This is a genomic window from Natronococcus amylolyticus DSM 10524, from assembly GCF_000337675.1.
Classification (GTDB): Archaea; Halobacteriota; Halobacteria; order Halobacteriales; family Natrialbaceae; genus Natronococcus; species Natronococcus amylolyticus.
This window is the reverse complement of record NZ_AOIB01000043.1, coordinates 40,490-67,080: the sequence shown is the minus strand read 5'-3', so window position 1 is coordinate 67,080 and position 26,591 is coordinate 40,490. Positions and strand designations below refer to the sequence as shown.

The 26,591-nt window shown below is 66.2% G+C and carries 27 protein-coding genes; 20 read left to right on the top strand and 7 right to left on the bottom strand.

The window, feature by feature from the left end; translation table 11 throughout:
• Nucleotides 1-116: 116 nt before the first annotated feature.
• The gene (locus C491_RS20730) at nucleotides 117-1,274 is read left to right on the top strand and encodes an MFS transporter (protein ID WP_005559920.1); all 1,158 of its coding nucleotides are present in this window, start codon (nucleotides 117-119) and stop codon (nucleotides 1,272-1,274) included.
• Nucleotides 1,275-1,279: 5 nt separating this feature from the next.
• Here the strand turns inward: C491_RS20730 and C491_RS20725 are convergent, their stop codons facing one another.
• Nucleotides 1,280-2,173: a glycosyltransferase gene (locus C491_RS20725; RefSeq protein ID WP_005559919.1), complete on the bottom strand. Its 894-nt coding sequence runs from the start codon at nucleotides 2,171-2,173 to the stop codon at nucleotides 1,280-1,282.
• Between the two features lie 72 nt (nucleotides 2,174-2,245).
• Between C491_RS20725 and C491_RS20720 the strand changes: the two genes are divergently transcribed.
• Nucleotides 2,246-3,181, top strand: a complete 936-nt coding sequence (locus C491_RS20720; protein WP_005559917.1) for a glycosyltransferase family 2 protein — start codon at nucleotides 2,246-2,248, stop codon at nucleotides 3,179-3,181.
• Here the strand turns inward: C491_RS20720 and C491_RS20715 are convergent.
• Nucleotides 3,178-3,894, bottom strand: coding sequence for a hypothetical protein (locus C491_RS20715; protein ID WP_152421401.1), 717 nt, complete (start codon nucleotides 3,892-3,894; stop codon nucleotides 3,178-3,180). The two genes, C491_RS20720 and C491_RS20715, sit on opposite strands and share 4 nt — an antisense overlap.
• 54 nt (nucleotides 3,895-3,948) lie before the next feature.
• Nucleotides 3,949-4,884 carry a hypothetical protein gene (locus C491_RS20710; protein ID WP_005559913.1) on the bottom strand — a complete coding sequence of 312 codons (936 nt, stop codon included), beginning with the start codon at nucleotides 4,882-4,884 and terminating at the stop codon, nucleotides 3,949-3,951.
• A gap of 85 nt (nucleotides 4,885-4,969) precedes the next feature.
• Between C491_RS20710 and C491_RS20705 the strand changes: the two genes are divergently transcribed.
• The 4 genes from C491_RS20705 (at nucleotide 4,970) to aglJ (ending at nucleotide 10,167) form a co-directional block, all read left to right on the top strand.
• On the top strand, nucleotides 4,970-5,938 hold the full coding sequence (locus tag C491_RS20705) for a ParB N-terminal domain-containing protein (protein WP_005559910.1): 969 nt from the start codon (nucleotides 4,970-4,972) through the stop codon (nucleotides 5,936-5,938).
• A 111-nt stretch (nucleotides 5,939-6,049) separates the two neighbouring features.
• A complete protein-coding gene (aglF, locus tag C491_RS20700; protein WP_005559908.1) occupies nucleotides 6,050-6,781 on the top strand; it encodes a UTP--glucose-1-phosphate uridylyltransferase AglF in 732 nt (243 codons plus the stop codon).
• Nucleotides 6,782-7,704: 923 nt separating this feature from the next.
• Nucleotides 7,705-9,084 carry a Cdc6/Cdc18 family protein gene (locus C491_RS20695; RefSeq protein ID WP_049892448.1) on the top strand — a complete coding sequence of 460 codons (1,380 nt, stop codon included), beginning with the start codon at nucleotides 7,705-7,707 and terminating at the stop codon, nucleotides 9,082-9,084.
• A gap of 69 nt (nucleotides 9,085-9,153) precedes the next feature.
• On the top strand, nucleotides 9,154-10,167 hold the full coding sequence (gene aglJ, locus C491_RS20690; RefSeq protein WP_005559904.1) for an S-layer glycoprotein N-glycosyltransferase AglJ: 1,014 nt from the start codon (nucleotides 9,154-9,156) through the stop codon (nucleotides 10,165-10,167).
• A 12-nt stretch (nucleotides 10,168-10,179) separates the two neighbouring features.
• On the opposite strand, the gene C491_RS20685 is transcribed toward aglJ, so the two are convergent.
• Nucleotides 10,180-10,509: a DUF5789 family protein gene (locus tag C491_RS20685; RefSeq protein WP_005559902.1), complete on the bottom strand. Its 330-nt coding sequence runs from the start codon at nucleotides 10,507-10,509 to the stop codon at nucleotides 10,180-10,182.
• A gap of 207 nt (nucleotides 10,510-10,716) precedes the next feature.
• On the opposite strand from C491_RS20685, the gene C491_RS20680 reads away from it, so the two are divergent.
• Nucleotides 10,717-10,926: a ribbon-helix-helix domain-containing protein gene (locus C491_RS20680; RefSeq protein WP_005559900.1), complete on the top strand. Its 210-nt coding sequence runs from the start codon at nucleotides 10,717-10,719 to the stop codon at nucleotides 10,924-10,926.
• A gap of 52 nt (nucleotides 10,927-10,978) precedes the next feature.
• Here the strand turns inward: C491_RS20680 and C491_RS20675 are convergent, their stop codons facing one another.
• Together C491_RS20675 and C491_RS20670 are read right to left on the bottom strand one after the other, a co-directional pair.
• A complete protein-coding gene (locus tag C491_RS20675; protein ID WP_005559899.1) occupies nucleotides 10,979-11,401 on the bottom strand; it encodes an MPN domain-containing protein in 423 nt (140 codons plus the stop codon).
• 40 nt (nucleotides 11,402-11,441) lie between these two features.
• The gene (locus C491_RS20670; RefSeq protein ID WP_005559898.1) at nucleotides 11,442-12,125 is read right to left on the bottom strand and encodes an MBL fold metallo-hydrolase; all 684 of its coding nucleotides are present in this window, start codon (nucleotides 12,123-12,125) and stop codon (nucleotides 11,442-11,444) included.
• 161 nt (nucleotides 12,126-12,286) lie between these two features.
• On the opposite strand from C491_RS20670, the gene C491_RS20665 reads away from it, so the two are divergent.
• From C491_RS20665 to C491_RS20655, 3 genes are all read left to right on the top strand, one after another.
• A complete protein-coding gene (locus tag C491_RS20665) occupies nucleotides 12,287-12,985 on the top strand; it encodes a VOC family protein (protein WP_005559897.1) in 699 nt (232 codons plus the stop codon).
• Between the two features lie 42 nt (nucleotides 12,986-13,027).
• Nucleotides 13,028-13,318 (top strand): HalOD1 output domain-containing protein, encoded by a 291-nt coding sequence (locus C491_RS20660; protein WP_005559896.1) that lies wholly within the window; start codon nucleotides 13,028-13,030, stop codon nucleotides 13,316-13,318.
• Nucleotides 13,319-13,453: 135 nt separating this feature from the next.
• Nucleotides 13,454-13,945, top strand: a complete 492-nt coding sequence (locus tag C491_RS20655) for a YciE/YciF ferroxidase family protein (RefSeq protein ID WP_005559895.1) — start codon at nucleotides 13,454-13,456, stop codon at nucleotides 13,943-13,945.
• Nucleotides 13,946-14,044: 99 nt separating this feature from the next.
• On the opposite strand, the gene C491_RS20650 is transcribed toward C491_RS20655, so the two are convergent.
• Nucleotides 14,045-14,335, bottom strand: a complete 291-nt coding sequence (locus tag C491_RS20650; protein ID WP_005559894.1) for a DUF5779 family protein — start codon at nucleotides 14,333-14,335, stop codon at nucleotides 14,045-14,047.
• 79 nt (nucleotides 14,336-14,414) lie between these two features.
• Here C491_RS20650 and C491_RS20645 point away from each other — a divergent pair, with 79 nt between their 5' ends.
• The 10 genes from C491_RS20645 (at nucleotide 14,415) to C491_RS20600 (ending at nucleotide 26,316) form a co-directional block, all read left to right on the top strand.
• Complete coding sequence (locus C491_RS20645; protein WP_005559893.1) at nucleotides 14,415-15,008, top strand: AsnC family transcriptional regulator; 594 nt, start codon at nucleotides 14,415-14,417, stop codon at nucleotides 15,006-15,008.
• Between the two features lie 435 nt (nucleotides 15,009-15,443).
• The gene (locus tag C491_RS20640; RefSeq protein WP_193787555.1) at nucleotides 15,444-16,676 is read left to right on the top strand and encodes a LeuA family protein; all 1,233 of its coding nucleotides are present in this window, start codon (nucleotides 15,444-15,446) and stop codon (nucleotides 16,674-16,676) included.
• A 326-nt stretch (nucleotides 16,677-17,002) separates the two neighbouring features.
• Nucleotides 17,003-18,817 carry a biosynthetic-type acetolactate synthase large subunit gene (ilvB, locus tag C491_RS20635; protein ID WP_005559891.1) on the top strand — a complete coding sequence of 605 codons (1,815 nt, stop codon included), beginning with the start codon at nucleotides 17,003-17,005 and terminating at the stop codon, nucleotides 18,815-18,817.
• The gene (gene ilvN / locus C491_RS20630; protein ID WP_005559888.1) at nucleotides 18,814-19,482 is read left to right on the top strand and encodes an acetolactate synthase small subunit; all 669 of its coding nucleotides are present in this window, start codon (nucleotides 18,814-18,816) and stop codon (nucleotides 19,480-19,482) included. Before ilvB ends, ilvN begins: the two co-directional genes overlap by 4 nt.
• The gene (gene ilvC / locus C491_RS20625; RefSeq protein ID WP_005559886.1) at nucleotides 19,475-20,527 is read left to right on the top strand and encodes a ketol-acid reductoisomerase; all 1,053 of its coding nucleotides are present in this window, start codon (nucleotides 19,475-19,477) and stop codon (nucleotides 20,525-20,527) included. Before ilvN ends, ilvC begins: the two co-directional genes overlap by 8 nt.
• 1 nt (nucleotide 20,528) lies before the next feature.
• Nucleotides 20,529-20,828 (top strand): hypothetical protein, encoded by a 300-nt coding sequence (locus tag C491_RS20620; protein WP_005559884.1) that lies wholly within the window; start codon nucleotides 20,529-20,531, stop codon nucleotides 20,826-20,828.
• Nucleotides 20,825-22,252, top strand: a complete 1,428-nt coding sequence (gene leuC / locus C491_RS20615) for a 3-isopropylmalate dehydratase large subunit (RefSeq protein WP_005559882.1) — start codon at nucleotides 20,825-20,827, stop codon at nucleotides 22,250-22,252. The genes C491_RS20620 and leuC overlap by 4 nt, the downstream gene beginning before the upstream one ends.
• Nucleotides 22,249-22,890 carry a 3-isopropylmalate dehydratase small subunit gene (gene leuD / locus C491_RS20610; protein WP_005559880.1) on the top strand — a complete coding sequence of 214 codons (642 nt, stop codon included), beginning with the start codon at nucleotides 22,249-22,251 and terminating at the stop codon, nucleotides 22,888-22,890. The genes leuC and leuD overlap by 4 nt, the downstream gene beginning before the upstream one ends.
• Nucleotides 22,891-22,975: 85 nt before the next feature.
• Nucleotides 22,976-25,258 carry a S8 family serine peptidase gene (locus C491_RS20605; protein ID WP_049892447.1) on the top strand — a complete coding sequence of 761 codons (2,283 nt, stop codon included), beginning with the start codon at nucleotides 22,976-22,978 and terminating at the stop codon, nucleotides 25,256-25,258.
• A gap of 77 nt (nucleotides 25,259-25,335) precedes the next feature.
• Nucleotides 25,336-26,316 carry an isocitrate/isopropylmalate dehydrogenase family protein gene (locus C491_RS20600; protein ID WP_005559877.1) on the top strand — a complete coding sequence of 327 codons (981 nt, stop codon included), beginning with the start codon at nucleotides 25,336-25,338 and terminating at the stop codon, nucleotides 26,314-26,316.
• The last annotated feature ends 275 nt before the right edge of the window (nucleotides 26,317-26,591 follow it).

The following is a 26,591-nucleotide window of genomic DNA, read 5'->3' as shown; positions in this document are numbered from 1 at the left end:
GGTCGTTTTCGTCGTGTCCGCTCGAGCGCCTTCGGAGGCTCCTCGAGTCTTCACCCCCTCAGCCGATCTCGCGCCGACTTCGGAACGCTTGAGACGACCCGTTAGAAACACCGACCGTGACTCGCGCCCGACTGTTCGCCTCTCTCTGCGGACTCGTCTTTCTGGTAAATCTCGCCAGGATCGTCTTCGCGCCGCTGCTGGACGTCTTTATCGCCGAGTTCGGGATCGGCGAGGCGACCGCCGGCCTCATCGTGACCCTCGCCTGGGTCGGCAGCGCCTCGCCGCGGTTGCCGACCGGGTGGATCCTCACGAAGGTCCCCCGCCACCACGTCGTCCTCGTGTCGGGGCTCGTCCTCGCGGGCTCCTCGGCGCTCGCCGCGACCGCGACGACGGTCGAACACCTCATGGTTGGCGCCTTCCTCATGGGGATCGCCTCCGGGATCTACTTCGTCTCGGCGAACCCGCTGTTGAGCGAACTGTATCCGACACGCATCGGTCGGATCATCGGCATCCACGGCGCCGCCAGCCAGATCGCCGCGGTGATCGCCGCGCCGTTCGTCGCGCTCACGCTGCTCGTCGACTGGCGACTCTCGCTGTGGGCGATCGCCGTCGGCGCAGCACTGACGACGGCCTACACGTGGGTCGCGGCGAGAGACGCCGAGTTACCGACTGCGGGGGACGCCGACCGCGACTTCGTCGCCGGCGCGCTCTCGGAGTGGAAGCTGATCGTGACCGCGCTGGCGATCGTCGGCGCGGCGTCGTTCGTCTGGCAGGGACTGTTCAACTTCTACGAGCTGTACATGCAGTCGAAGGGGCTCTCGGACTGGGCGGCGGGGATGATGTTGACGATCATCTTCGCCGCCGGCGTCCCCGCCTTCTTCTTCGGAGGCGATCTGGCCGACAGGTTCCCCCATGTCCCGTACCTGCTCGGAATCGTCGGCGCGTTCGCGACGAGCCTCCTCGTGTTGACGCAGGTGGAGGGGCTGATCGGACTGATCGTCCTCTCGACGGTGGTCGGCTTCATCATCCACGCTCTCTTTCCCGCGATCGACACCTACCTTCTCGACACGCTGCCGGACTCGACGCGAGGCAGTGCCTACGCCGTGTTCAGCTCCACGTGGATGCTGATGCAGGCGCTCGGCTCGTCGGCCGTCGGCTCGCTCGTCGAGCGAGGGTACGCCTACGACACCGTGTTCGCGAGCGCCGCGGTCGTCCTCGGCGCGATGGTCGTCGTCCTCGTCCTCGTCGAACGAACGGGCCGACTGCCGGGATAGAGACGCTACTCGGCGAGCGAGGGGATCCCGCCCAGCTCGCGTCCTCGTTTCCTGGCGAGGTACTCGCGGTAGTAGCCGATCCCGCGAACGCCCGTCAGCGCAGTCTCGAGCGCGCCGAAGGCCAGCCGTTCCCGCCGCTCGAGGCCGGGGTCGGGCTGTTTGACGCCCGAGGGACGGGGCGGGATTCCGGGCGTCCCGTACCGATCCGGGTGGTAGCGCTGGAGCTGGCAGAGCCCCCGGCCGACGCGGAGATCCTTCCGGACGAGCGCACGAATCGAATCCCGGACGGGATGGTGCATGGTGACGTCGTCGGCGAAGTGGAGGTCGTACCCCGCCTCGTCGACCCGGTTGCCGAACTCCTTGTCGCCGCCCGAGGTGAGCCGGTGATCGAAGAGGCCGACGTCGGCGAAGACCTCGCGACGGACAAACAGACAGCACGTCGGCGCGAAGCGCTGGTGCTCGAGGTAGTGGCCGACCGGAAAGCCGGAGTGGTGGTCGTAGCGGGCGGCGAGCGAGGGGCCGTCGGGAACCTCGAGTTCGACGTTACAACCCATGTAGTCGGCGTCCGCGGCCCGGAAGGCGTCGAGGGCGTCTTCGAGCCACCCCTCGGGAACGGTCATATCGGCGTCGACGAACGCGAGAACGTCGCCGCCGCTGTGTCGAACGCCTGCGTTGCGGGCCGCGTAGGAGGACTGGATCTCGTCTTCGAGCAGGACGGTGCCCCCGAGCTGATCCGCGACGTAGCGCTCGGCGCGCTCACGGGTGCCGTCGGTCGAACCGTTGTCGACGACGACGTGCTCCCAGTCAATCTCCGTCGAGAGAGCCGCAAGCGAGTCGACCGTCTCGCGGAGTCCCGGGAAGTCGTTGTAGACGGGCGTGATGATCGAAACGGTCGTCATCGGATTCGTTTAGCGGTACGGTCTCTCGAGCAAAAGGACTTTGATTTCGGCGGCGAGAGGACGGACAACGAAATGCCCGCGGTCAGCATCGTGATCCCGACGTACAACCGCGCGTCGGTCGTCGGTCGGGCGATCGACAGCGCGCTCGCACAGACGGCCGACGACCTCGAGGTGATCGTCGTCGACGACGGCTCGACCGACGGGACCGACGCGGTCCTCGATTCGTGCGACGACGATCGGCTGGAGGTCCTCGAGACCGGATCGAACGGCGGGGCGAACGCGGCACGGAACCGCGGGATCGAACGGGCGACCGGCGAGTTCGTCTCCTTTCTCGACTCCGACGACGAACTGGCGTCGACCCACGTCGCCCGCGTTCTCGAGACCTTTCAGGAGGCTCCCGAGCAAGTCCGCGGCGTCTACACCTCCTATCGGAAACACCGGGACGGCGCGGTCTACGACGTTATCCGCGCACAGGAACGGGTCACACTCGAGGACCTCGGGCGGGGCAACCCGGTCGGAAGCTTCTCGGCGACGACGTTTCGCGCGTCGGCGTTCGACGACGTCGGCCCCCTCGACGAGGAGCTGCCCGCCGTCCAGGACTACGAGTTCTACCTGCGCCTGCTGGCGGCCGACGAGGGCGCCGAGATCAGGGGCATCCCCGAGCTACTCCTGGACCGCCACACCGACGGCGAGCGGATCGGAACGGATCCCGAGCGCAAGCTCGAGGGATACAGACGAGTCCTCGAGCGACATGGCGAACACGTCGGCCGACGACGGCGGGCCGAGCTCGCGGCGAACGTCGCAATCATCTACGCCGAGAGCGGACGACGGGAGTCGGCGGCCGCCTATCTCAGGCACGCGCTGGCGATCGATCCCGGAAACGTGCGATATACCCTCTACTACTGGGCGGCCAGCGTCGGCTGCAGGGCGTTACTGGGCGTGCTCGAGGTGAAGAGCCGGCTCGCGGTGTTCGCGAGCCGACTCGAGAGCTACCGCTCCGGGAGTTAACGAGGGGGTTGTTCGCCCGGAAAGAGCAGCTTTCGGTGGCGAACCGTGATCAGTACGGGTACCGACTCGAGGTCGAGCAGCTTCGCGATCGCGAGCCGGTGGCGGCCGTTCTCGTGCCACCGGAGTTCGCCGTTCCGGCCAAGGTAGACGATGATCTCGTTCAGCGGGTGGCCGCCGAGTTCGCGCTGGCTCGAGTACCCCGCCGTCGCGATCGTCTCGTAGAGGTCGTCGAAGCGCTCGAGCTTGTGCACCAGCTTCCGTTCGCACCAGTTTGAGTCCGCAGACCGGCGGTGACGGTCGACGAACTCGGTCTCGGTCCAGGGGACGCCCTCGAGAAAGCGCTCCTCGAAGAGCCGGTACTCCGAGAGGTCGGTGAACGGAACCGTCGGTCGGTCCCACTCGCCCCCGCGGACGGCACCGATCCCGTCCCGCCCCTGGGCCGGGACGTTCGGCCGTTCGAAGTGCGAGTCGTCGGTCTCGTCGGGGACGAGTTCGCCGACGACGTACTCTATCTCGGCGGGATCGACCCAGGTCAGCTCGAGTGGATCGGCGTCGACGTATCGGTTCCGAAGCTCGAGTTCGCGGGTTTTGACGGCTCCGTACGCCGCGGAGCGCTCGAGACGCCACCGGAGGTGGGCGACCGTCTCGTCGGCGACCGCGAGAGCGCCGTCTCGCCGCCAGATCTCTTTCACCCGCGCGAGGAGATGGGACACGTCCGAGAGATTCCGGACAGCGGTAGTTAACCGTGCTGGCTCGGTGCGTGTCGGCTACCGGCGGGGTACCGGGACGTCGTCGTCCTCAGAATCGTCCGTCCGCGGCGCCTCGCGATCCGGACGATCCGGACGATCCGTCGGTTCGATCGTCGACGCCCGCCAGTGTTCGGGGACGACGTCCTGGAGATCCGGATGCTCGAGGTGGGCTCTCGCCCGGTCGCCCAACTCCTCGGGTGACGAGGCCGCGCGGATCTCGTCTCTGACCGCCTGCCAGTCGGCGTGTCTGACCCGCACCGTCACCGGGATCTCCTCGAGGTCGAGCAGCTTCGCGATCGCGAGTCGGTGGAAGCCCGCACCCTTTTTGACCAGTTCGCCGTCGCGGTAGACGTTGACGCCGATCTCCTGGACGACCGGGTGGACCGCGTCGGTGTTCTCCCCGCGGGGGTCGGCGTCGTCGTCGGCCAGCAGCTCCCGCTGTGAGCGGTACCCCTCCTCGGCCATCGACTCGTAGAGGTCGTCGATCCGCTCGAAGTAGGCCTCGAGTTCCGCCTCCGTCGTACATCGCCAGTACGGATCGCCGGCCTCGAGGCGGTCGCGGTACTCGGTGTAGAGCTCCGTCTCCGCCCAGTCGACGCCTTCGAGGAACCGGGCCTCGAGCGACCGGTAGACGGCCGTCTCCTCGAACCGTCCCTCGGGCTCGTCCCAGTCGCCGTCGAGAACGCGTCCAAGCCGCCACGGGTCGTCGCTCCCGTGGTAGTACTCGATCTCGTCGGGATCGATCATGATCGGTCGGGCCGGGTTCGCGTCACTCATGCTGAACAGCAGCCGGCTGCGGACATCGAACGCGAACTCGAGTGCCCACACTGGGAGCCGCTGAACGAGTTCCTGCCGCCAGACGGTCGTCGTCCAGACGAACCGTACGGAACGCCACAGCAGGGATAGAACGCCGTCCTCGCGGAGTATTCGACCCGATCTGTGTACGAGGCTCACTCTACCGATTTCCTCACGTATTAGTAAGTGAGTCCTTCAGTTAAATCACCGGATCCAACGTGAACGCCGTCCTCGCCGAAGTTTTTTGCCCGGATCGATCGCGCTCGACGTACAGGAAACGGGAGTCGCCGGGAACCTCGGCGGTTCCGAGGCCGACTACCAGATGCTCTTTCTCGCTGCACTGGCCACGTCGTGGCGGAAGTTTCTGGCCTTCTACCGGCTCGGGGGAGTTTCCAGGGCGCTCGGCCGATCCCTCGAGTACCTATACGAGAGCGCGTTCGGCTACTGGTGGGCGATCCGTCACCGGAGCGCAGCCGGCGAGCCGACGGCGTCGGATCTCCCGGCGACCGTCGAGATCGATCCCGCCGATCTTCGGTACCAGTCGCGGTTCGGAAAGGCACACTTCCCGACGAAGGACAGCGATACCGAACGCTCGCCGATACACGACGAGCTGATCGTCGGGGTCGTCGGCGGCCGCTGGGATCGGTTTCGAACCGAGTGGACCGAGACGCGGATCCACCGCTCGCTCGAAGCCCGGTTCCTCGAGGGCGAGTCCTGGGAGCGGACGGTCAAGTACCGGTACGCCGCCTGCAAGGTCGAGAACGGCCTCGAGGACTGGCGGTCGTCGACGATCGATGAACTCGAGCGTCGGTGTGCCGACCTCGACACTCTCTACGACTCGATGGCCGAGGAGGGGTACGTCTCCCAGACCGAACTGCTCGAGCACGGGGACGACGGGATGGAGACCGGAAACGCCGCGACGAAGTCGATCCTGGAGACCGAGTTCCCCCACGAGATGCGCGTCGGAATCGGCCGGAACGGCGAGATAATTCGGTTCAGCGCCGGGAAACACCGGCTGTCGATCGCGAAGCTGCTCGGCCTCGAGACGGTGCCCGTCATCGTCGTCGTTCGCCACGAACGCTGGGCGACGATCCGCGAGCGCTTCGCGGCGGCGGACTCCCTCGAGGCGCTTCCGGCGGAGTATCGCGAGTTCGCGAACCACCCCGATCTCCGCGTGGTCGCGGGTGACATTCGCCCTCGAGTGTCGGAGTAGCACGCGGATCGGACGCGTCTCGAGTTGCCACGGGTTCGTTGCGACAGCCATCTTTCCGCGCCGCGTCACACGTACACAAACTATTTGGTAATTCGCGGAGACTGTTCGGACATGCAAGCAGTCGTACTGGCCGCTGGAGAGGGGACTCGCCTCCGGCCGCTCACCGAGGACAAACCCAAGGCGCTCGTCGAGGTCGACGGGAAGCCGCTCGTCGAGGACGTCTTCGACAACTTGCTCGAGATCGGCGTCACCGAACTCGTTGTCGTCGTCGGCTACCAGAAGGAGCAACTCATCGAGCGCTACGGCGACGCCTACGAGGGCGTGCCGATCACCTACGCCCACCAGCGCGAGCAGCTCGGGCTCGCTCACGCGATCCTGCAGGCCGAGCCTCACGTCGACGACGACTTCGTGCTCATGCTCGGCGACAACGTCTTCCGGGGGAACCTCGGGGACGTGATCAAGCGCCAGCACGAGGAGCGTGCGGACGCCGCCTTCCTCGTTGAGGAGGTTCCCTACGAGGAGGCTTCCCGGTACGGCGTGCTGGACACCAACGAGTACGGCGAGATCGTCGAGGTCGTCGAGAAACCCGACGAGCCGCCGTCGAACCTCGTGATGACCGGTTTCTACACGTTTACGCCCGCGATCTTCCACGCCTGTCACCTCGTCCAGCCCTCCGATCGCGGCGAGTACGAACTGCCCGACGCGATCGATCTCCTCATTCAGTCGGGACGGACGATCGACGCCATTCGCATGGACGGCTGGCGGATCGACGTCGGCTACCCGGACGATCGGGAGGAAGCGGAACGGCGCGTGCGGGAAGCCGAGGCACCGATTCCGGAGTAGCCGTCGACCCGTTCTCGAGTAGGTCCTCAAGGGAGCGACGACTATCGCTCGCAGATCGGACGGATCAGCGGGGTTCGGACGACAGTCGGAACGCGATCAGGGTCGGTTCCGGGGACGGACACCCCCACACCGGATTTCAGATGAAATCGGTCGGAGGTGGGGAGGGGGTGGGGTGGCGACGGCTCCGGCTCGAGCGAACTCGAGGAGCGCTAAGGAGTGCAGAGAGTGCTAGACACGACCTACGGATCTCTACGAGAGTTTCGTCTAAAACGATCGCTGACTTCTATTATATACTTTACTCTAGTGGTAATCTAGTAGTAGTAGTGTAGTGGGACAATCCCGAACCAACCGTTCTATGTCGAGTTTCTGAAATCGAACGACGATCCTTCTCTGCTGTTTATACCTTACGCCTCTACGTCCAGAAACGGACCCGGATCGAGGGACTCGAGGCATTGCTCTCGTCGGTGTCACGGGGTGTTCGCGTCTCGAGTTCGTTCTTCGACCCGACACCGGATTTCAGATGATATCGCCGATTCACGGACTGTATCGTCCGCGAGCAGAGGCATAGAAGCACTCGAGACGAGCGCAGGTCGCGGTCGTCTCCCGGAGATCCACCCCACGCCGAGCCGTCGATCGACCGTCACGAGCCCTCCCCCACCACCCCCTTCCTCGCGGCATTTCATCTGAAATCCGGTGTGGGTGGGGGTACTCGTCCGAGATCGGTCCCGGCTTCGCAGCATTTCATCTGAAATCCGGTGTGGGTGGGGGAGCACTGACCCTCCCCTTGCCGGCGATTCATCTGAAATCCGGTGTGTGACTCGCGACCAGTGTTCGGGCGGCTTCGATTCCGACGCGAACTCGACGCGAGTGACCCCCGCTCGCGGAGGGAAAGAGCTAAGGAAAATTCATCTGAAAGACGGTGTATGCCTTTGCACGCGGAGGGGACGGGGACGCTCGGCGAGTACGCCGCCGAGCACGGCGCGGTCGCCCACTCCCGCTCCAAGTCTCGCGACGATCCGCTCTCGGTGTTAGACGAGGAAGATCGGATCTTCGCGAACGAGGATCTGCTCCGGATCGACCACGTCCCCGACCAGAACAAGATCGTCGGTCGGAACAACCAGATCGAGACCGTCGCCCGACGGCTCAAGCCGACGATCACCGGCGGAACGGGCAAGGGAACGCTCCTGCTCGGAAAGTCGGGCTCCGGGAAGACGCTGGTCACCCGCTACGTCAGCCGCGAGGTCGTCGGCCGCGGCCTCGAGAACGACGTCCGGATCGGCCGAGCGGTCATCGACTGCGCCCAGCGCCGTTCGGAGGTCCAGACGGTCATCCACCTCGCGAAGAGCCTGAACGAACCCGAGAAGACGGGGATCACGATCCCGCACTCGGGGATCGCGACGGGGGCGTACTACGATCGGCTCTGGTCGGTCATCGACGAACTGTACGACGCGATCATCGTGGTCCTGGACGAGATCGACCGGCTCGCCCCGCCCGATGACGTCGAGAACGTCCCGCCCGAGGAGGCCGACGACAGCAAACTCCTCATGCAGCTCTCGCGAGCGGGCGAGGAGAACGACGTCGACGCGAGTATTACGGTGATCGGGATCAGCAACGACCTGAAGTACGGCGACCGACTCGACACTCGCGTCGAGAGCTCCTTCTCGCCTGACGAGATCGTCTTCCCGGCCTACGACGCAAACCAGCTCGGGGATATCCTCGAGCGCCGGCGCGACGCCTACCGCGAGAACGTGCTGACCGACGACGTCATCCCGCTGTGTTCGGCCTTCTCGGCTCAGGAACACGGCGACGCACGTCGGGCGATCGATCTCTTCCGGCTCGCGGGCGAGGTCGCCAGGGACAACGACGCCGCCCAGGTCACGGAGAGCCACGTCCGAGTCGCAAACGACGACGCCGAGGTGACCCGGATCCAGGATCTTATCAGAGGGTGTCCCACGCAGGCGAAGATCGCGATCGCAGCGCTTGCGACGATGGACGAGTTCTCCGAGCGCTCGGCGTTCAAGGCCACCGAGATGTACCGCGTCTACCGCGCGTTCGCCGAGGCGATCGACGCCAACGTCCTCGGCAAGAAACGCATCACCGACCAGCTCCGGGAGTACGAGACGCTGAAGATCATCAACATGACCAGGACCAGCGACGGCTACCGCGAGGGCACCTACCTCCAGCTCTCCCTGCTCGACGACTCGAGTCTCCTGCTCCAGACGATCGGTCTCGACGAGCGGTGTGCGAAGATCCCGATCGACGGGCGGATGCGCCAGCACATCGTCTCCATAGTGGGATCGTAGCGCCGACCGACTATTTTGTACTATCAATGACCAATATATTTTTCATCTACGGCACGAAATTCACGAGCAATGGAGCATGACGGGGTCCGCGCGTCGACGCTCGAGCGGGAGGCGTTCCTGTCGATGAGCGAACGGACGCGCGATATTTCGACCGACGAGGTCTGTATCCTCATCCCGACGCTGAACGAGGCGGCGACGATCGGCGGCGTGATCGACGGCTTCCGCGAACAGGGGTACTCGAACGTCGTCGTCGTCGACGGCGACTCCGACGACGAGACGCGCACTATCGCGCGCGAGCGAGGCGCCCAGGTGTTCACCCAGGCCGGCAACGGGAAGGGCCAGGCCGTCAGAGAGACCCTCGAGTACGTCACCGTCCCGTACGTACTGATGGTCGACGGCGACGGCACCTACGATCCGGCCGACGCCGAACGGATGCTCGAGCCGCTCTCGCGGGGGTACGAACACGTCATCGGAAACCGGTTTGCAGACATGGACGACGACGCGATGAAGGCGCTGAACGGGTTCGGAAACAGACTGATCAACCGCTCGTTTCGGCTGATTCACGGCGCCGAGTACGAGGATATCCTCTCGGGATACCGGGCGTTTACGACCGACTCGTTCGAACGCCTCGCGCTCGACTCGGACGGGTTCACGATCGAGACCGAACTCGCCGTCGAGTGCGTCAAACACGGGGTCGATACGACGGTCGTCCCGGTCAGTTACAGCGCTCGGCCGGAGGCCTCGGAGACGAACCTCCACCCGCTCAGGGACGGCGGGACGATCGTGCTGGCACTGTACTCGCTGGCGAAGACGAACAACCCGCTGTTTTACTTCGGAAGCCTCGGCGCGGCGAGCATCGCCTCCGGCGGTGTCGTGGCGATGTACGTCCTCTGGCAGTGGATCCAGTACCAGCAGGGCCACGAGATTCTGGCGGTCGTCTCGGCGGCCGCGATTCTGCTCGGCGTGCAGTTGCTCATGTTCGGCGTGCTCTCGGACATGCTCGTAACGCTGCACCGCGAACAGCGCCGCCGGCTCGAGCAGATTACGCGGGCCGAACGCGAGCGGGACCGAGACGACGAGTAGCGACCGGAACGGCTAGAACGGCAGCATCGACCGAAACTGCTGGACGACGCCGTTAGAGTTCTGTCGGCGGTGTTCCTCGAACGGTTCGTGCAGCGCGTTCAACAGCTGTTGACGCGAGTCGAACCGCTGCTGGTCGGCCTCTGCGAGCATCTCGCCGAGCGGAACGTCGTTCCCGTGAACGTCGTACGAGATCCGCTCGTGACCGAGTTCGGCGTCGACGTCGTCTTTGGTCGCCGGAAACGTTAGCTCCGAGCGCCTGAGGCGCGCGTCGACGGCGGCGATTCCGAAATCGACGCTCTCCGGCTCGTCGTCGTCGTCGTTCGATGGTGGCCTGACTCCCATACGTTGCCAGTAGAACGCCACATATCAAAACCGCTACGGAGACGGTCGGCGATCCGGTAGTTTCCGAACGACGTGTGTGGCTCGCCTCCACACCCCGCGCCATCGAGCCGTGGCGGGCCGTAAGAGGCGAGCCGTCGTCTGCCCGTCTCCGAGAAACGAGCCGTCGAGCGGCGACACGTCTTTGGGGACCGCGGCGGAGTATCTCGTATGGTCGAGTACACCACGGTTTCGATCCCGAAGGATCTGGCAGATCGCGTTGACGAAACGATCGAGGGGACGAGTTTCCAGAGCACCAGCGACCTGGTCCGGTTTCTGCTCCGAAGCATCGTCATCCAGCACCAGCGACAGGGCGAGCTGACCGAGGCCGAGTTCGAGGAGATCACCGAACAGCTCCGCGGACTGGGCTACCTCGAGTAGCGCCGCACCTCGTCGGAGCGGGCTCGATCCGCCGGTGCTCAGTCCTGAATGTTCAGTCCCGGAGTTCTCGCTCGGGCGCCCGAGCGTCGAGGATCTCGAGTGGCTGGCGCTCGCCGAACCGATCGAAGGCGCCGAACGACGCCTCGTCGATCTCCCAGGGCGGAACGGCGACGAAGACCACCTGTGCGAGGTCGTCGCGTTTCGTCACCTCGAGTTCCCGCACGGGATGGGAGACGAACTGGCCCTGGGCCTGTCGGGCCGGCGTCGAGAGGTCGACGCCGAACACCGCGTTGACCGCGTTCCCGGGGTCGGGCAGGAAGAAGTCAGTAAAGACCGGCGTCTCGGGTGGAAGCCCCTCGGCTCCCTCGAGCTCGCCGGCTGGCGTCATCGAGACCCCGGTCCGGACCCGGTCCGGATCGGCGTCCTCGGCCAGCTCGAGCAACACCTCGACCAGGGCGCGGGTGACGTAGACCACGCCGTACTCGTACGGGCCCGCGACAGTTAGCTGTATCCCATCAGAACGGCAACAGCTTTCGTCCCGTCTTGGCGTACAGCAGCGGGGCCCGCGTTCGGGACTGAGAGAGGGCGGTCTCGAGGGCCGTCGTCGCGTCGGTCAACACGCCAGCGCCGTGGCCGACGAGCACGCGGTCGGGGGCGAGGTCGCCGAGAGCGTCCCGCGGCGGGATCGCCCGCCGCATCGGGTGGACCCCGAGACGTTCCCCCATGGCGAGGAAGTAGTCCGCGGTGCCGACCGACTCCGAAACGACCAGCGTTCGCCGGTCGGGATCGTAGAGGGCGACCTCCTGCCAGAACCGGCTGTCGACGACCGTCCGAGCCTTGAACCCCGTGTCGGCGAGTTCGTCGCCGAAGCGAACGACGGGCGCCTCGAGCTCCTCGGAGACGCCCTCGAAGAACGCCGGGAGGTACACCGGGACGTCGTGGCGGTTCGCGACGTCGGCCGCGTCGCGCGCGTGTCGATCCAGCGTGACGACGACGCCGCGGACCTCGCCGAACTCCGCGAGAAGGGCGTCGACCCCCTCGGCGTCGACGGGGTCGATCACCCATACCTCGCCCTCGTGCTCGAGGGCGTGGCTGGCCCGCTGCATCTCCTCGTCGGGGTGGGCGATCCAGCCGACGCCGCCGTCGAACCGATCGATCTCCGCGAACTCGGTCGAGCGCTCGTCGACGCGAAATGGCATGGACGGCGGTACGCTCGCTCGCGTCATAAACCTGGACGAAGCCGTCGATTCCGCCGGTTCGACGCCGACCGCTCCGTGCCGAGCCGCCTCCGCACCGTTCCAGACACCGCCGAACTCGCCGCGGCGACGCTTCTATGCCCCCGCCCCGAGTAGGTGTGCCCATGCTCACCGGGCTCTCCTGGCTCGCCCTCGAGGTCAAGTATCTCGAGCCGGCACGGCGGTTCTACGCGGAGACGCTGTCCCTGCCCGTCCGCGCGGACGGCGAGAACGAGGTCGTCTTGGCTGCGGGCGAGACCGACCTCGTCCTCCGGCGACCCGAGGCGGTTCCGCGAGGCGGGCTCCACACCCACTACGCCCTCTCGATTCCCGCCGCGGAGTATGACGAGTGGTGGGACCGTCTGAGCGCCGAGTACGACCTCGAGGAGGCGCAGTTTGGATCCTCGCGATCGCTGTATCTGTACGACCCCGACGGAAACTGCGTCGAACTCGGCCAGCGCGACGTCGCGGGGCCGGGGATCGACGGCCTGTTCGAGGTCGTCCTCGAGGTCGAGTCCCTCGAGCGGGCCCGCGAGTTCTACGAGGCGCTTGGTTTTCGGACCGTCGACGTTGGCGACGACCGAAAACGGGTACGGCTGAACGGCCCGATGGCCCTCGAGCTCTGGGAGCCCCACCTCGGGATCGCCGACGGCCGCGGCGGCGTCCACGTCGATCTCGGGTTCGAGACCGACGATCCGAACGCGGCGCTCGCGGCGATCGAGGATCGCGTCGCTCGAGTCGAACGGGAGACGGACGAGGAGGTCGTCGTCCGCGATTCGGACGGTCACTGGCTGACGTTTCGATCGGGCAGTGCCTGCAACTGAACGGCGAAGTTCCTTCAGCCCAGTCGGCACGAGAGTTCGAATGTGCCAGATCAATCACAAAGCGACGACGAAAGCGCCGTCTACCGGACCTTCGACGTCGACGAAGCCGACCCAAACGTGAGCGTCGCCCGAACCGTCGCCGAACTCGAGGACGTCGAGACCGAGGAACTGACGCCGTTGTACGGCTGTATCGACCACGTCCTCGAGCACATCTTTTCGGATCCGCCCGTTCCCGCCGCGGAGGCCGAGATCACCTTCTCCTACGAGGGGTACCGAATCACCGTCGAGCAGGACGGAAGCGCCGTCTTCAGAAAGCAGGGGGGCCGCGAGTAGTACCCCGCTCTTCTCGTCTCGCACTCGCACGCCTGCGCGCCAAGAGTGGCCGCGAACGGCCCCTCGCGACGGAGCCTGCAACACGCAGGCACGGGGCTTATTCGCCCCAGCGGACTCCGTCCCGACGGAGAACCCATGACCATCGACACAACAGAGGATCTCTTCGTCGAAGGACTGAAACACGCCTACTACACCGAACAGCGCCTCGTCGACGCCCTCGATGAACTCGAGGAGACGTCCTCGAACGAGGAGCTCGAGAGCGGATTCGCCGAACATCGCGAGGAGACCCAGACACACGTCGATCGCATCGAACAGGTGTTCGACCAGCTCGACGCCGAGGCCGAGGCAGAGGAGGACCCTGTCGTCGAGGGGATGATCGAAGCTCACGAGGAGTTCATGAGCAAGGACCCGAGCGAGGAGGCCACCGACCGGTTCAACATCGCCGCCGGACAGAAGAGCGAACACTACGAGATTGCCGTCTACGGCAACCTCATTCCGATGGCCGACCAGCTCGGGATGGATGACGCCGCCGACACGCTCGAGGAGACGCTGCGCGAGGAACAGGACGAACTCGACACCCTCTCGGAGTACGGTGAGCAGTTCGACTACGACGAGCTCGAGGCCTGACTCCCTCGAACGCTGTCAGCTGACTCGATGCCGAAACCCACTGTTTTCGTACGATTCGAATCCGATCGGAAACTCGGATCTCGACTCCGATCCGGAGCGTTACAGTCGATCGGTGTTGACGTCGATTCCCGGCGGCGTGACGACCAGAAAACCGCGGAAGTGGATGAGGTTCCCGCCCGACTCCTTGACGTCGCGGGCGAAGCCGGAGGCGAGTTCGTTGACCTCGCCGTCGACACAGAGAACGAGGACGTTCCCCGTCGAAACCGCCTCGAGCCACTCCGAGGACGGCGTCGTTCCGTCGAGGACGCCGAGGACGATTTCACCGTCGAGTTCGAACTCCTCGTCGATGTGTTCCTCGACGGTCCGCAGGTCGAGGTCGAAATCGCTCATACCGACCCCCTCGAAGCGCGACGAGAAAAACGTTCGCTTCCGCGGTACACTCTTGACGCAGGCCTCCTAAGCTACGCTCATGCGTGAGCTCGACGAGACGGACCTCGAGATCCTCGAGTTGCTGGCGACCGACGCCCGGCGGCCGTACAAGGAGATCGCCGACCGGGTCGACCTGACGCCGCCGGCGGTCTCGGATCGGATCGCCCGGCTCGAGAGCCAGGGGATCATCCAAGGGTTTACGATCGACGTCGACCGCGAGCGACTCCACGGCGAGGTCTCGGTACTGGTCGACCTCGAGCCCGCTCCCGAGGCGGTCGACGAGGTCTACACAGCCGCGGGCGAACTCGAGGGCGTCGAGCGCGTCCTCGAGGGGGTGGACGGCCGCGTCCTCGTCCACGCGACGATCGCCGACGGCGACATCCGCTCGTGGCTCGCCCGGGAGATCGACCTTGCCTCGCTGTCGGGCTACGATGTCACACTGCTCAACCGGTCGGCCCGCATCGCTGCGCTCTCGGCAACCGGGTTCGCCCTCGAGTGTGTCGTCTGCGGAAAGCAGGTCACCGGCGACGGCGTGACGGCGACGGTCGACGGCGAGATCAAGACGTTCTGCTGTTCTTCCTGCGAGGATCGATACCTGAGTCGGTACGAGTCTCACCGGGATGCCCTCGAGTGACCGCTCTGACTCCGAGCGAGGGGGTCTCCTGGACCGGGCGAAGCTGCAACACGTACGAATCCCCGTCGGTAACGGGTCGGTTCGTCCCGGGAGACTGTTCTTCTCTCGACTTATGTCTCGAAATATACGAACAACTGGACGATAGTCTAAATCCGTTCCGCGTGGTGGTTTCTTACTGACCGACCGTCCACCGGGAAGCGCGCGCCAGCCGAACCGAATTCTTTTCGAGCATATTTGGGTGGATTGTAGCGGATCGGGCGAGGGATTTCGGAGTCGACTCCCGGATCGAGTAGTATGATAATAGGCTATCTGTTGGATAATAGGTCGTTGATGTCTTGCGGTTTTCTCCTCTCAGCGGAGCTTTGCGAAGGTTGACACGTCGTCCCATCACGCGGGCAGCGTCAGGTTTATATACGTCGTCGATCCTCGGATCGGATACAATGTCTTCACAAGGCAACCCGACCTCTGACACCAGTCAGGGGGGTCGAGTTCTTCCAGGGCACGTTAGATTCCACTGACGAAATCGAGTCAGCACGTGTCTTCGATACGACGCTGCGGGACGGCGAACAGTCGCCCGGCACGTCGTTTTCCTACGACGACAAACGCGAGATCGCCGCCGTTCTGGACGAGATGGGTACCCACGTCATCGAGGCTGGGTTCCCCGTCAACTCCGAGGCCGAGTTCGAGGCGGTCAGGGATATCGCGTCCTCGACGTCGACGACCACCTGCGGGCTGGCCCGCGTCGTCGACGACGACATCGAAGCCGCACTTGATTCCGGCGTCGAGATGGTGCACACGTTCGTCAGCACCAGCGACGTCCAGATCGAGGACTCGATGCACGCGACCCGCGAAGACGTGGTACAGCGCGCCGTCGAGTCGGTCGAACGGATCACGGAGGCAGGAGCGACCTGCATGTTCTCACCGATGGATGCGACCCGGACGGACGAGGCGTTCCTGATCGACGTGATCGAAGCCGTCTCGGAGGCGGGAACGGACTGGATCAACATCCCGGACACCTGCGGCGTCGCCACGCCGAACCGGTTCCGGATGATGATCGAGAAGGTCTGTGCCCACACGGACGCGCGGGTCGACGTCCACACCCACGACGACTTCGGACTGGCGACCGCCAACGCCCTGTCGGGGATCGAGGCAGGTGCCGACCAGGCACAGGTCTCGGTCAACTCGATCGGCGAGCGGGCCGGCAACGCCGCCTACGAGGAGTTCGTGATGGCCGTCGAATCGGTCTACCAGTGCGATACGGGTATCGACACGACCCGCATCATGGAGCTCTCGGAGCTCGTCGAGGAGAAGAGTTCGATCGAAACGCCGGGGAACAAGCCCGTCGTCGGCGACAACGCCTTCTCCCACGAGAGCGGCATCCACGCCGCGGGCGTCATCGAGAACTCGGACACCTTCGAACCCGGCGTCATGACCCCCGAAATGGTCGGCGCGACGCGCCGACTGGTCATGGGGAAACACACCGGGACCCACTCGGTCCGCGAACGCCTCGAGGAGCGCGGGTACGTGCCCACCGACGACGAGGTGCGAACGGTAACGCGCCGTGTCAAGGACTATGGCGCCGAGAAGCGCCGCATCACGGTCGAGGACTTAGAGCGGTTCGCCAAGGAGGCTGGCGTCGAGCGCCAGCGAGAGGAGGTGCAGATCTGAGGGATGGCTCCCTCGTTTGCCACCGGCCGGGAGCCCCGGCTATCGCGCCGTCGTTCCCGCCAGCGTTGCCCGGGACGAAACTATTATACTGGTTGCCCCGCCTACCAGTGGAGTAATGACGGATCGCGCTCGACCATCGGTTCGCACTCGCGACACCGGCGGCAGCGCGCTCGCTCGCATTCGTATTGTAGGGGCCGACTAGCCCCTCACCAACTCCTTCCTCGACCCCGGCCCGTATCCGTCGCACCGACCACCGAGCGACCAGCAACCTACCAGATGACACCAGCAAGCGCACCGGACCGCCGAGAGGCGACAGGAGGTAATCGATGAGCGAACGCGCACCACCGGTTACCGCGACCGAGGAACAGCACGACGACCAGGAGACGCAGGAGGAGTCGGCGGAGACGGCCCCGACCAAAGACGTCGAGCCGGCGACCGACGCCCAGCCGACCCCCGTCACGACGGGCGCCGAATCCGTCGTTCGCGCACTCGAGAACGCGGGCGTCGAGCACGCCTTCGGCGTGCAGGGCGGCGCGATCATGCCCGTCTACGACGCGCTGTACGACTCCGAGATTCACCACGTGACGATGGCCCACGAGCAGGGGGCCTCTCACGCGGCCGACGCCTACGGCATCGTCTCCGGGGAGCCGGGCATCTGCCTGGCGACGTCGGGACCGGGCGCGACGAATCTCGTCACCGGGCTGGCCGACGCCGACATGGATTCGGATCCGGTCGTCGCACTGACCGGCCAGGTGCCGACGGAGTTCGTCGGCAACGACGCCTTCCAGGAGACCGACACCACCGGCGTCACGATGCCGGTCACGAAGACCAACACCTTCTCGAGCGAGCCCGATCGGGTCGGTACGGACGTTAGCGAGGCGTTCGCGCTCGCGAGCGAGGGGCGACCGGGGCCGACGCTGGTCGATCTGCCCAAGGACGTCACGAACGCCGAAACCGACCGCGAACCTGACGAGCCGCGGACGCCCGACACTTACGAGGTCCAGGAGCGAGCGGACCCCGAGATCGTCGCGGCCGCGGCCGAACGCGTCGAGAACGCCAGCCGTCCGATCATGCTGCTGGGCGGGGGCGTGATCAAGGGCGACGCCGCAGAGGTCTGTCGCGAGTTCGCGATCGAACACGAGATCCCGGTCGTCACGACGATGCCCGGAACCGGTGCCTTCCCCGAGGACCACGAGCTCGCACTCGAGGGTGCGGGGATGCACGGTACCGGCTACGCCAACATGGCGATCACCCACTGCGATACGATGGTCGCCGTCGGCACCCGGTTCGACGACCGCCTGACGGGCGGTATCGATACGTTCGCACCCGACGCCGAGATCATCCACGTCGACATCGATCCCGCGGAGATCTCGAAGAACATCCACGCGGACTACCCGTTGATCGGCGACGCCGGCACCGTCGTTTCCCAGCTGACCGAGGCCGTCGACGAGTCGCCAAAGGCGACGAAGTGGCGCGCACAGTGCCAGCAGTGGAAGTCCGACTACTCGATGGCCTACGACACGCCCGAGGACGAACCGGTCAAACCGCAGTTCGTCGTCGAGGCCCTGGACGAGGCCACGAGCGACCGTGCGGTCGTTACGACCGGCGTTGGCCAACATCAGATGTGGGCCTGGCAGTACTGGACCTACACCGAGCCCCGCACCTGGGTCTCGAGTCACGGGCTGGGCGCGATGGGGTACGGTCTGCCGGCGGCGATCGGCGCTCGCTTCGCGGCCGACGACGACCAGGAGGTCGTCTGCGTCGACGGCGACGGCTCGTTCCTGATGACGCTGCAGGGACTGTCGGTCGCTGTCCGCGAGAAGCTGGATATCACGGTTGCCGTGCTCAACAACGAGTATATCGGGATGGTCCGACAGTGGCAGGACGCGTTCTTCGACGGACGCCACTCGGCTTCGGACTACGGCTGGATGCCCGAGTTCGACACGCTCGCCGAGGCGTTCGGCGCGGAAGGGTTTCGGATCGACGACTATGACGAGGTCGCCGACACGATCGAGGCCGCGCTCGTCTACGACGGTCCCTCCGTGATCGACGTCCACATCGATCCGCAGGCGAACGTCTACCCGATGGTGCCAAGCGGCGGCGACAACGGTCAGTTCGCACTGACGGAGGACCAGCTATGACACGAGAGCAGGGCCTCGACGGACCCGCTCCCGAGGAGCGACCGTCTCCTGCGGGTCGACGCAACAAACAAGGGATCCGTATCGACCCCGAGGTCGAGGCGAAACACGATCCCCGACGGACCGTCATCTCGGCACTGGTCGAACACGAACCCGGCGTGCTCGCCGAAGCCTCGGGACTGTTCTCGAGGCGGCAGTTCAACATCGAGAGCCTCACCGTGGGCCCGACCGACGACGACGAGCGCGCGCGGATCACGCTCGTCGTCGAGGAGCCTGACCCCGGCATCGACCAGATCAAAAAACAGCTCCGGAAGCTGATTCCGGTGATCGCCGTGCGCGAACTCGAGCCCGACGCGATGCGCCGCGAACTCGCCCTGGTGAAGGTCAACGCCGAGCGACCCGACCAGGTCGCCGCCGTCGCGGACATGTACGACGCCAAGACCGTCGACTCGAGCCCCGAAACGGCGACGTTCGAGATCACGGGCGCCCGCCAGAAGATCGAAGCCGCGATCGAGACGTTCTCCCAGTTCGGCATCCGCGAGATCGCCCGAACCGGGACGACGGCGCTCGCGCGCGGTACCGACGACACCGCGGCACCCGCTCCGGCAGAATCGACCGCCAACGAGGCGAACAACACCCCCTACACCCAACCAGCAGACGATGACTGACGACGAATTCACCACCGAGATCTACTACGAATCGGACGCAGACGAATCGCAGCTCGACGACGTAACCGTCGCCGTCCTCGGCTACGGCAGCCAGGGCCACGCCCACGCGCTGAACCTCCACGACAGCGGGGTCGACGTGGTCGTCGGCCTCCGCGAGGACTCCTCCTCGCGCTCGGCCGTCGAAGCCGACGGGCTCGAGGTCGTGACGCCCGTCGAGGCGGCCGCGCGAGCGGACATCGTCTCGATGCTCGTCCCGGACACAGTCCAGCCTCACGTCTACGAGCAGATCGAGGACGAGCTCGAGGCCGGCGACACGCTCCAGTTCGCCCACGGCTTCAACATCCACTACAACCAGATCCAGCCCGACGAGGACGTCGACGTGACGATGATCGCGCCGAAGTCCCCGGGCCACCTCGTGCGGCGCAACTACGAGAACGGCGAGGGGACGCCAGGGCTGCTCGCGGTCTATCAGGACGCCACCGGCGACGCGAAAGGGCGCGCGCTCGCGTACTCGAAGGCGATCGGCTGCGCTCGCGCCGGCGTCGTGGAGACGTCGTTCCGAGAGGAGACCGAGACCGACCTCTTCGGCGAGCAGGCCGTCCTCTGTGGCGGCATCGCCGAACTGATCAAGGTCGGCTACGAGACGCTCGTCGACGCGGGCTACAGCAAGGAGATGGCCTACTTCGAGTGTCTCAACGAGATGAAGCTCATCGTCGATCTGATGTACGAGGACGGAATCGGCGCGATGTGGGATTCGGTTTCCGATACGGCAGAGTACGGCGGTCTCACCCGCGGCGAAGCCGTCATCGACGACCAGGTTCGCGCGAACATGGAGGAGGTCCTCGAGGAGGTCCAGAACGGCGAGTTCGCGACCGAGTGGGTCACCGAGAACCAGGCCAACCGGCCCGTCTACACCCAGCTCAACCAGGCCGAGAAGGACCACGAGATCGAGGAAGTCGGCGAGCGCCTCCGCGCGCTGTTCGCCTGGCAGGAAGAACAGGAATCGGAAACCGAGGACGAGCGAGAGAAACTGCAAGCGGATTAGAATGAAACGAACGAACGACACCGAATCGGACGACGACTCGATGCGTGCGGTCAGCCACACCAACCCCTACACCGGCGAGACGGCCGGACGGCTGTTCAGCCGCGGTCCGACCGTCGTGGCCGACGGCGGCCGGCGGAACGGGGCCGACGACGAGAACCCGGCCGCGACGGACCCGTCGGCCGACGACACGATGAAACGAGTCGATCACACGCCGCCGGAGGGCGCCGACGACGCGAACGACGTCTTCGAGCGGGGCAACGAACACGGCCGCGACGACGAGCGGGGAGCAACCGACGTATGAGCGAGGGCACCCTGTACGACAAGGTCTGGGACCGCCACAAGGTGACCACCCTGCCGACCGGACAGGACCAGCTGTTCGTCGGCCTCCACCTCATCCACGAGGTCACCAGCCCGCAGGCCTTCGGCATGCTCCGCGAGCGGGACCTCGAGGTCGCCTACCCCGAGCTTACCCACGCGACGGTCGACCACATCATCCCGACGGCGGATCAGTCCCGTCCCTACGACGAGGACGCCGCCGAGGAGATGATGAGCGAACTCGAGGAGAACGTCCGCGAGGCGGGAATCGAGTTCTCGGACCCCAACAGCGGGGACCAGGGGATCGTCCACGTCGTCGGTCCGGAGCAGGGGCTGACCCAGCCCGGGAAGACGATCGTCTGTGGCGACTCCCACACCTCGACTCACGGCGCCTTCGGCGCGCTCGCTTTCGGTATCGGCACCAGCCAGATCCGGGACGTGCTCGCGACGGGCACCCTGGCCTTCGAGAAGCAGAAGGTGCGAAAGATCGAAGTCGAGGGTGAACTCGGCGACGGCGTCGAGGCGAAGGACGTCATCCTCGAGATTATCCGCCGACTGGGTACCGAGGGCGGCGTCGGCTACGTCTACGAGTACGCCGGCTCCGCGATCGAGGACCTAGGTATGGAAGGTCGGATGTCGATCTGTAACATGTCCATCGAGGGCGGCGCTCGCGCGGGCTACGTCAACCCCGACGAGACCACCTACGAGTGGCTCGAGGAGACCGACTACTTCCAGGAGAATCCGGAGAAGTTCGACGAGCTCAAACCGTACTGGGAGTCGATTCGCTCGGACGACGACGCCGAGTACGACGACGTCGTGACGATCGACGCCGACGAGCTCGAGCCCGTCGTCACCTGGGGCACGACCCCGGGTCAGGGGATCGGCATCACCGACTCGATCCCCGAGCCCGAGGAGCTGCCCGCAGACAAGCAGGACACCGCACGACGCGCACAGGAGCACATGCGCGTCGAACCCGGCGAGACGATGGAGGGGTACGACATCGACGTCGCCTTCCTGGGCTCCTGTACCAACGCCCGCCTGCCCGATCTGCGACGGGCGGCCCGGATCGTCGAGGGCCGAGAGGTCCACGACGACGTCCGCGCGCTCGTCGTCCCCGGTAGCCAGCGCGTCCAGAAGACCGCCGAGGAGGAAGGGCTGAAGGACGTGTTCGAGGAAGCCGGCTTCGAGTGGCGCAACGCCGGCTGTTCGATGTGTCTGGGTATGAACGAAGACCAGCTCGAGGGCGACGAGGCCTGTGCCTCCTCCTCGAACCGGAACTTCGTCGGCCGCCAGGGCAGCAAGGACGGCCGAACCGTCCTGATGAACCCGCGGATGGTCGCCGCGGCGGCGATCACCGGAGAGGTTTCCGACGTGCGCGAGCTGCCGGAAGCGGAGGTGGCCGCCCAATGAGCGGCACGGACGACGTGGAGATCCCCGAGGTGGACTACGTCTCGGGCTCCGGCGTTCCGATCCGCGGCAACGACATCGACACCGACCAGATCATCCCGGCGCGCTTTATGAAGGTCGTTACCTTCGACGGGCTGGGCGAGTTCGCGTTCTTCGATCTGCGGTTCGACGAGGACGACAACCAGAAGGACCACCCGTTCAACGAGGAGCGGTTCCAGGATTCGTCCGTGATGGTGGTCAACTCGAACTTCGGCTGTGGCTCCTCGCGCGAGCACGCCCCCCAGGCGCTGATGCGCTGGGGGATCGACGCCGTGATCGGCGAGAGCTTCGCCGAGATTTTCGCGGGCAACTGCCTCGCACTCGGCATTCCGACCGTGACGGCCGACAGCGAGACGATTCAGGCGCTCCAGAACTGGGTCGACGACCATCCCGACGAGGAACTCGAGATCGACGTCGAGGCCGAGACCGTCTCCTACGGTAGCGAGACGATCGACGTCACCGTCGACGACGCCCAGCGCAAGGCCCTGGTCGACGGGGTCTGGGACACGACGGCGCTGATGAAGTCCAACGCGGGTGCGGTTCGGGATACCGCCCGCGAACTGCCATACGTCGACTCCGAAGCGATCCCCGAGGCCGAGTAGGCCTCCTTTTCCGTTGGTTCCTCGACCGAGTAGCGGTAGCTAACGGCCGATCATATTTAGTATATTGAATTTCTATATTACACTAATGTCTCCGGGATCGGGAGTCGGTCGTCTCGCGACCCGGCCGAGAGCTGTCCTTCTCGCGCTCGTGCTGGTCGTCGGACTGGTCCCGGGAGCGGCGGTCGGGTCGGTCGGCGTCCCCGCCGGACCGCTGGCCGGGGTCGACGACCCGACAGCTGGGGTCGACGACGCAACGGCCACCGAGACTCCGATCGATCCCGCACTCGAGGACGCCGAGGGCGAGGTTACCGTCCTCGTCCACCTCGAGTCGCCCCCGTCTGAGGGCAGCGAGGAGCCCGCGGACCGACGGACGCGAGCCGAGGCGAGCCACGACCGGTTCGATCGGGAGGTCGCCTCGAACGACGCCGTCTCCGTCGAACGGGAATTCTGGCTCACCGCGGCCGTCCTCGCGACGGTCGACACCGATCGGATGGATCTCGAGACGCTCGCCCAGGCCGATGGGGTTTCCGCGGTCAGCGCCGACGAGGCGGTTTCCGGCGCGTCCGATCGAGTGGTCGACGACGCCGACGCGGACGTCGACGGAGAGGCGTCCGAGTCGGACGGTCCCTCGGCCGGGCTCGAGCAGCTAAACGTTCCCGAGGCGTGGGATACCTACCGGACGGAGGGCGAGGGAACGTCCGTTGCGGTCCTCGATTCGGGCGTCGACGGCGACCACCCCGATCTCGACGTCGCCGAGTGGCGCGACTTCGGTGACGACCCCTCGGACGAGCCGATCGCCTACGACGATCACGGCACCCACGTCTCGGGTGTCGTCACCGGAGGCAACGAGAGCGGCACGCAGATCGGCGTCGCTCCCGAGGCCGAACTCTACCACGGCGCCGTGATGACCCACTGCGAGGGTGAGGACTGCGTCGGCTACCAGCGCGACATCATCGCGGGTCTCGAGTGGGCCGTCGAGGCGGACGCGGATGTCATCGTGTTGAGCCTGGGGATCGAGGGGTACAACCCGGGGCTGCTCGAGGCGATCGAGAACGCGAACGACGCCGGAACGCCAGTTATCAGCTCGGCCGGCAACCAGGGTGCGGGAACCTCGACGTCGCCGGGCAACCTCCACGCGACGACCAGCGTCGGCGCGGTGGACGACGAGGGCACCGTCCCCGAGTTCTCGAGCAGCGAGGGGATCGAGACGGCCGAGGCGTGGGGTTCGGACGCGCCGGAGCACTGGCCCGGCTCGTACGAGGTTCCGACCCTCGTCGCGCCCGGCGTCGACGTTATGAGCACGGCTCCCGGCGGCGGGTACACGACCAAAAGCGGCACCAGCATGGCCGCGCCAGCGGCCGGCGGGGCGGCCGCGCTCGTCCAGTCGGCGACCGCGACGACGCTCGACGCGACGGAACTCGAGACCGCGCTGACCGAGACCGCGGTCGACGCCGACGACCAGCGCAACGGCCACGGAATCATCGACGTTCCGGCGGCGATCGAGCGGGCCGGCTCGTACTCGACGATCGAGGGGACGGCCACCGATACCGTCACGGACGCGCCCCTCGATGAGACGACGGTTACGGCTACCGCCGACGACGACCGCCACGAGACGACGACCGACTCCGAGGGAACGTTCGAGTTCGAGGGCCTCGAGGCCGACCGGGAGTACGAGGTCGTCGCCGAGGGCTCCGGCTACGAGCCGACGTCGGAGACGGCGACACCGCCGGCCGACGGATCGGCGACCGTCGATCTCTCGCTCGCCGGTAGCGGGACGATCGACGTCGACCTCGCGGACGAGCAGTTCGAAACGACGGTCGACGATGGAACAGTCACGGCGACGGGACCGACCGGTTCGTATCCGGGCGAGCGAACGGACGACGGGAGCTACCGGATCGACGCCGTTCCCGGCGACGAGGAGTACGCCCTCGAGGTAGACGCACCCGGACGACTCGCGGACGAGCGGACGGTCGCCGTCGACGGATCGGAAACCCGGCCGAAGTCGTTCGACATGCGGGGCGATTCGACCCTCGAGGTCGCGGTCGAAACCGGGAGCGGGGACCCGATCGAAAACGCCTCAGTCGTCGTCGAGTCAGAGGCGGGAGAGACGCTCGAGCCGGACGAGCGCACGGCTGCGGACGGCACGCTCGAGGTTGCGGTTCCCGGAACCGACGAGGAGTACACGGTGACGGCCTCGGGATCGGATCTCGAGTCGACCACGGTCGAAACGGGGGCTGTCGAGGAGGGAACGACCGAGACCGTCGTCGTCGCGCCTACCGAGGGCGATTCGGGCGGACCAGGCCTGATCGTTCTCGCCGCGGCCGGCGTGGTCGTCGCGGTCGGCGTCGCGCGGCTGGCGCGGTCCTGATCCGATTTCTGCCTCGCAGGCGGGCAGTTCTCGTGGTTTTCGATACCCTCTTTTTCCCCGGCACGCGAGAGTCCGACATGACTCACGAGATCGCCGTCGTGCCCGGTGACGGAATCGGGCAGGAGGTCACGCCCGCAGCGGTCGACGTACTGAACGCCCTCGAGATCGACTTCGAGTTCACCGAGGCCGAGGCCGGCGACGCGGTTGCCGAGGAGACTGGCGACCCGCTGCCCCAGGAGACGTACGACCTCGCCGCGTCGACCGACGCGACGCTGTTCGGCGCGGCCGGCGAGACCGCGGCCGACGTCATCCTCCCGCTGCGGGAGGCCGTCGGCTCGTTCGTCAACGTCCGTCCCGCGACCGCGTATCCGGGCGTCGACGCCGTCCGTCCCGAGACCGACCTCGTCTTCCTCCGGGAGAACACCGAGGGCGTCTACGCGGGCCACGAGGATCGGCTCACCGACGACGTCGCGACGCTGACCCGCGTGACGACGGAGACGGCCTCCCGACGGCTCGCGGAGTTCGCCTGCGACTACGTCCAGCAGGGCGACCACGACGGCTTCACGATCGCCCACAAGGCGAACGTGATGCGCGAGACGGACGGGCTCTTCCGCGAGACGGTCGCCGACGTCGCCAGCGAGGCTGGCGTCGAAACCGACGAGGTGCTGATGGACGCCTTCGCGACGAAGGTCTGTCTCGACCCCGAGCAGTTCGACGTCGTCGTCTGTCCGAACCTCGCGGGCGACGTCCTCTCGGATCTCGCGGCCGGGCTGGTCGGTGGACTCGGCCTGCTCCCCTCCGCGAACGTCGGCCCCGAGCGGGCGCTGTTCGAACCCGTCCACGGCACCGCCCCCGACATCGCCGGCGAGGGCGCCGCCAACCCCGCCGCGGCGATCCTCTCGGCGGCGATGCTCCTCGAGTACCTCGAGTACGACGAGGAGGCCGCGGCGGTCCGGTCGGCGGTCGAAACGACCCTGGAAGCGGGACCGCGGACGGGCGACCTCGGCGGCGATGCCAGCACCGAGGACGTAACGAACGCGATTATCGACCGGCTGTGAACCGCCTCGGGGTCGAGTGGTTCGAGAGAGCGTTGCTCTCTCGTCGTCAAGCGAGACCTCCGGTCTCGCGGACAGCGCGGAGCGAATCTCCGCTCAGTCACGGAAGAGGAAGTCCTCCGGACGACCCCGAAGCGCTCGGCCCGCTTGTTCTGTAGGCCGGCTCGCCATCCGGGCGGCGGTACCGCTCGAAACGAGGCCGGCGAAATCGAACGGACGAAAAATGGGTGGGACGAGCGAGCGCTTTCCAGCTACGCTACAGCTACGACGGTTCCGAC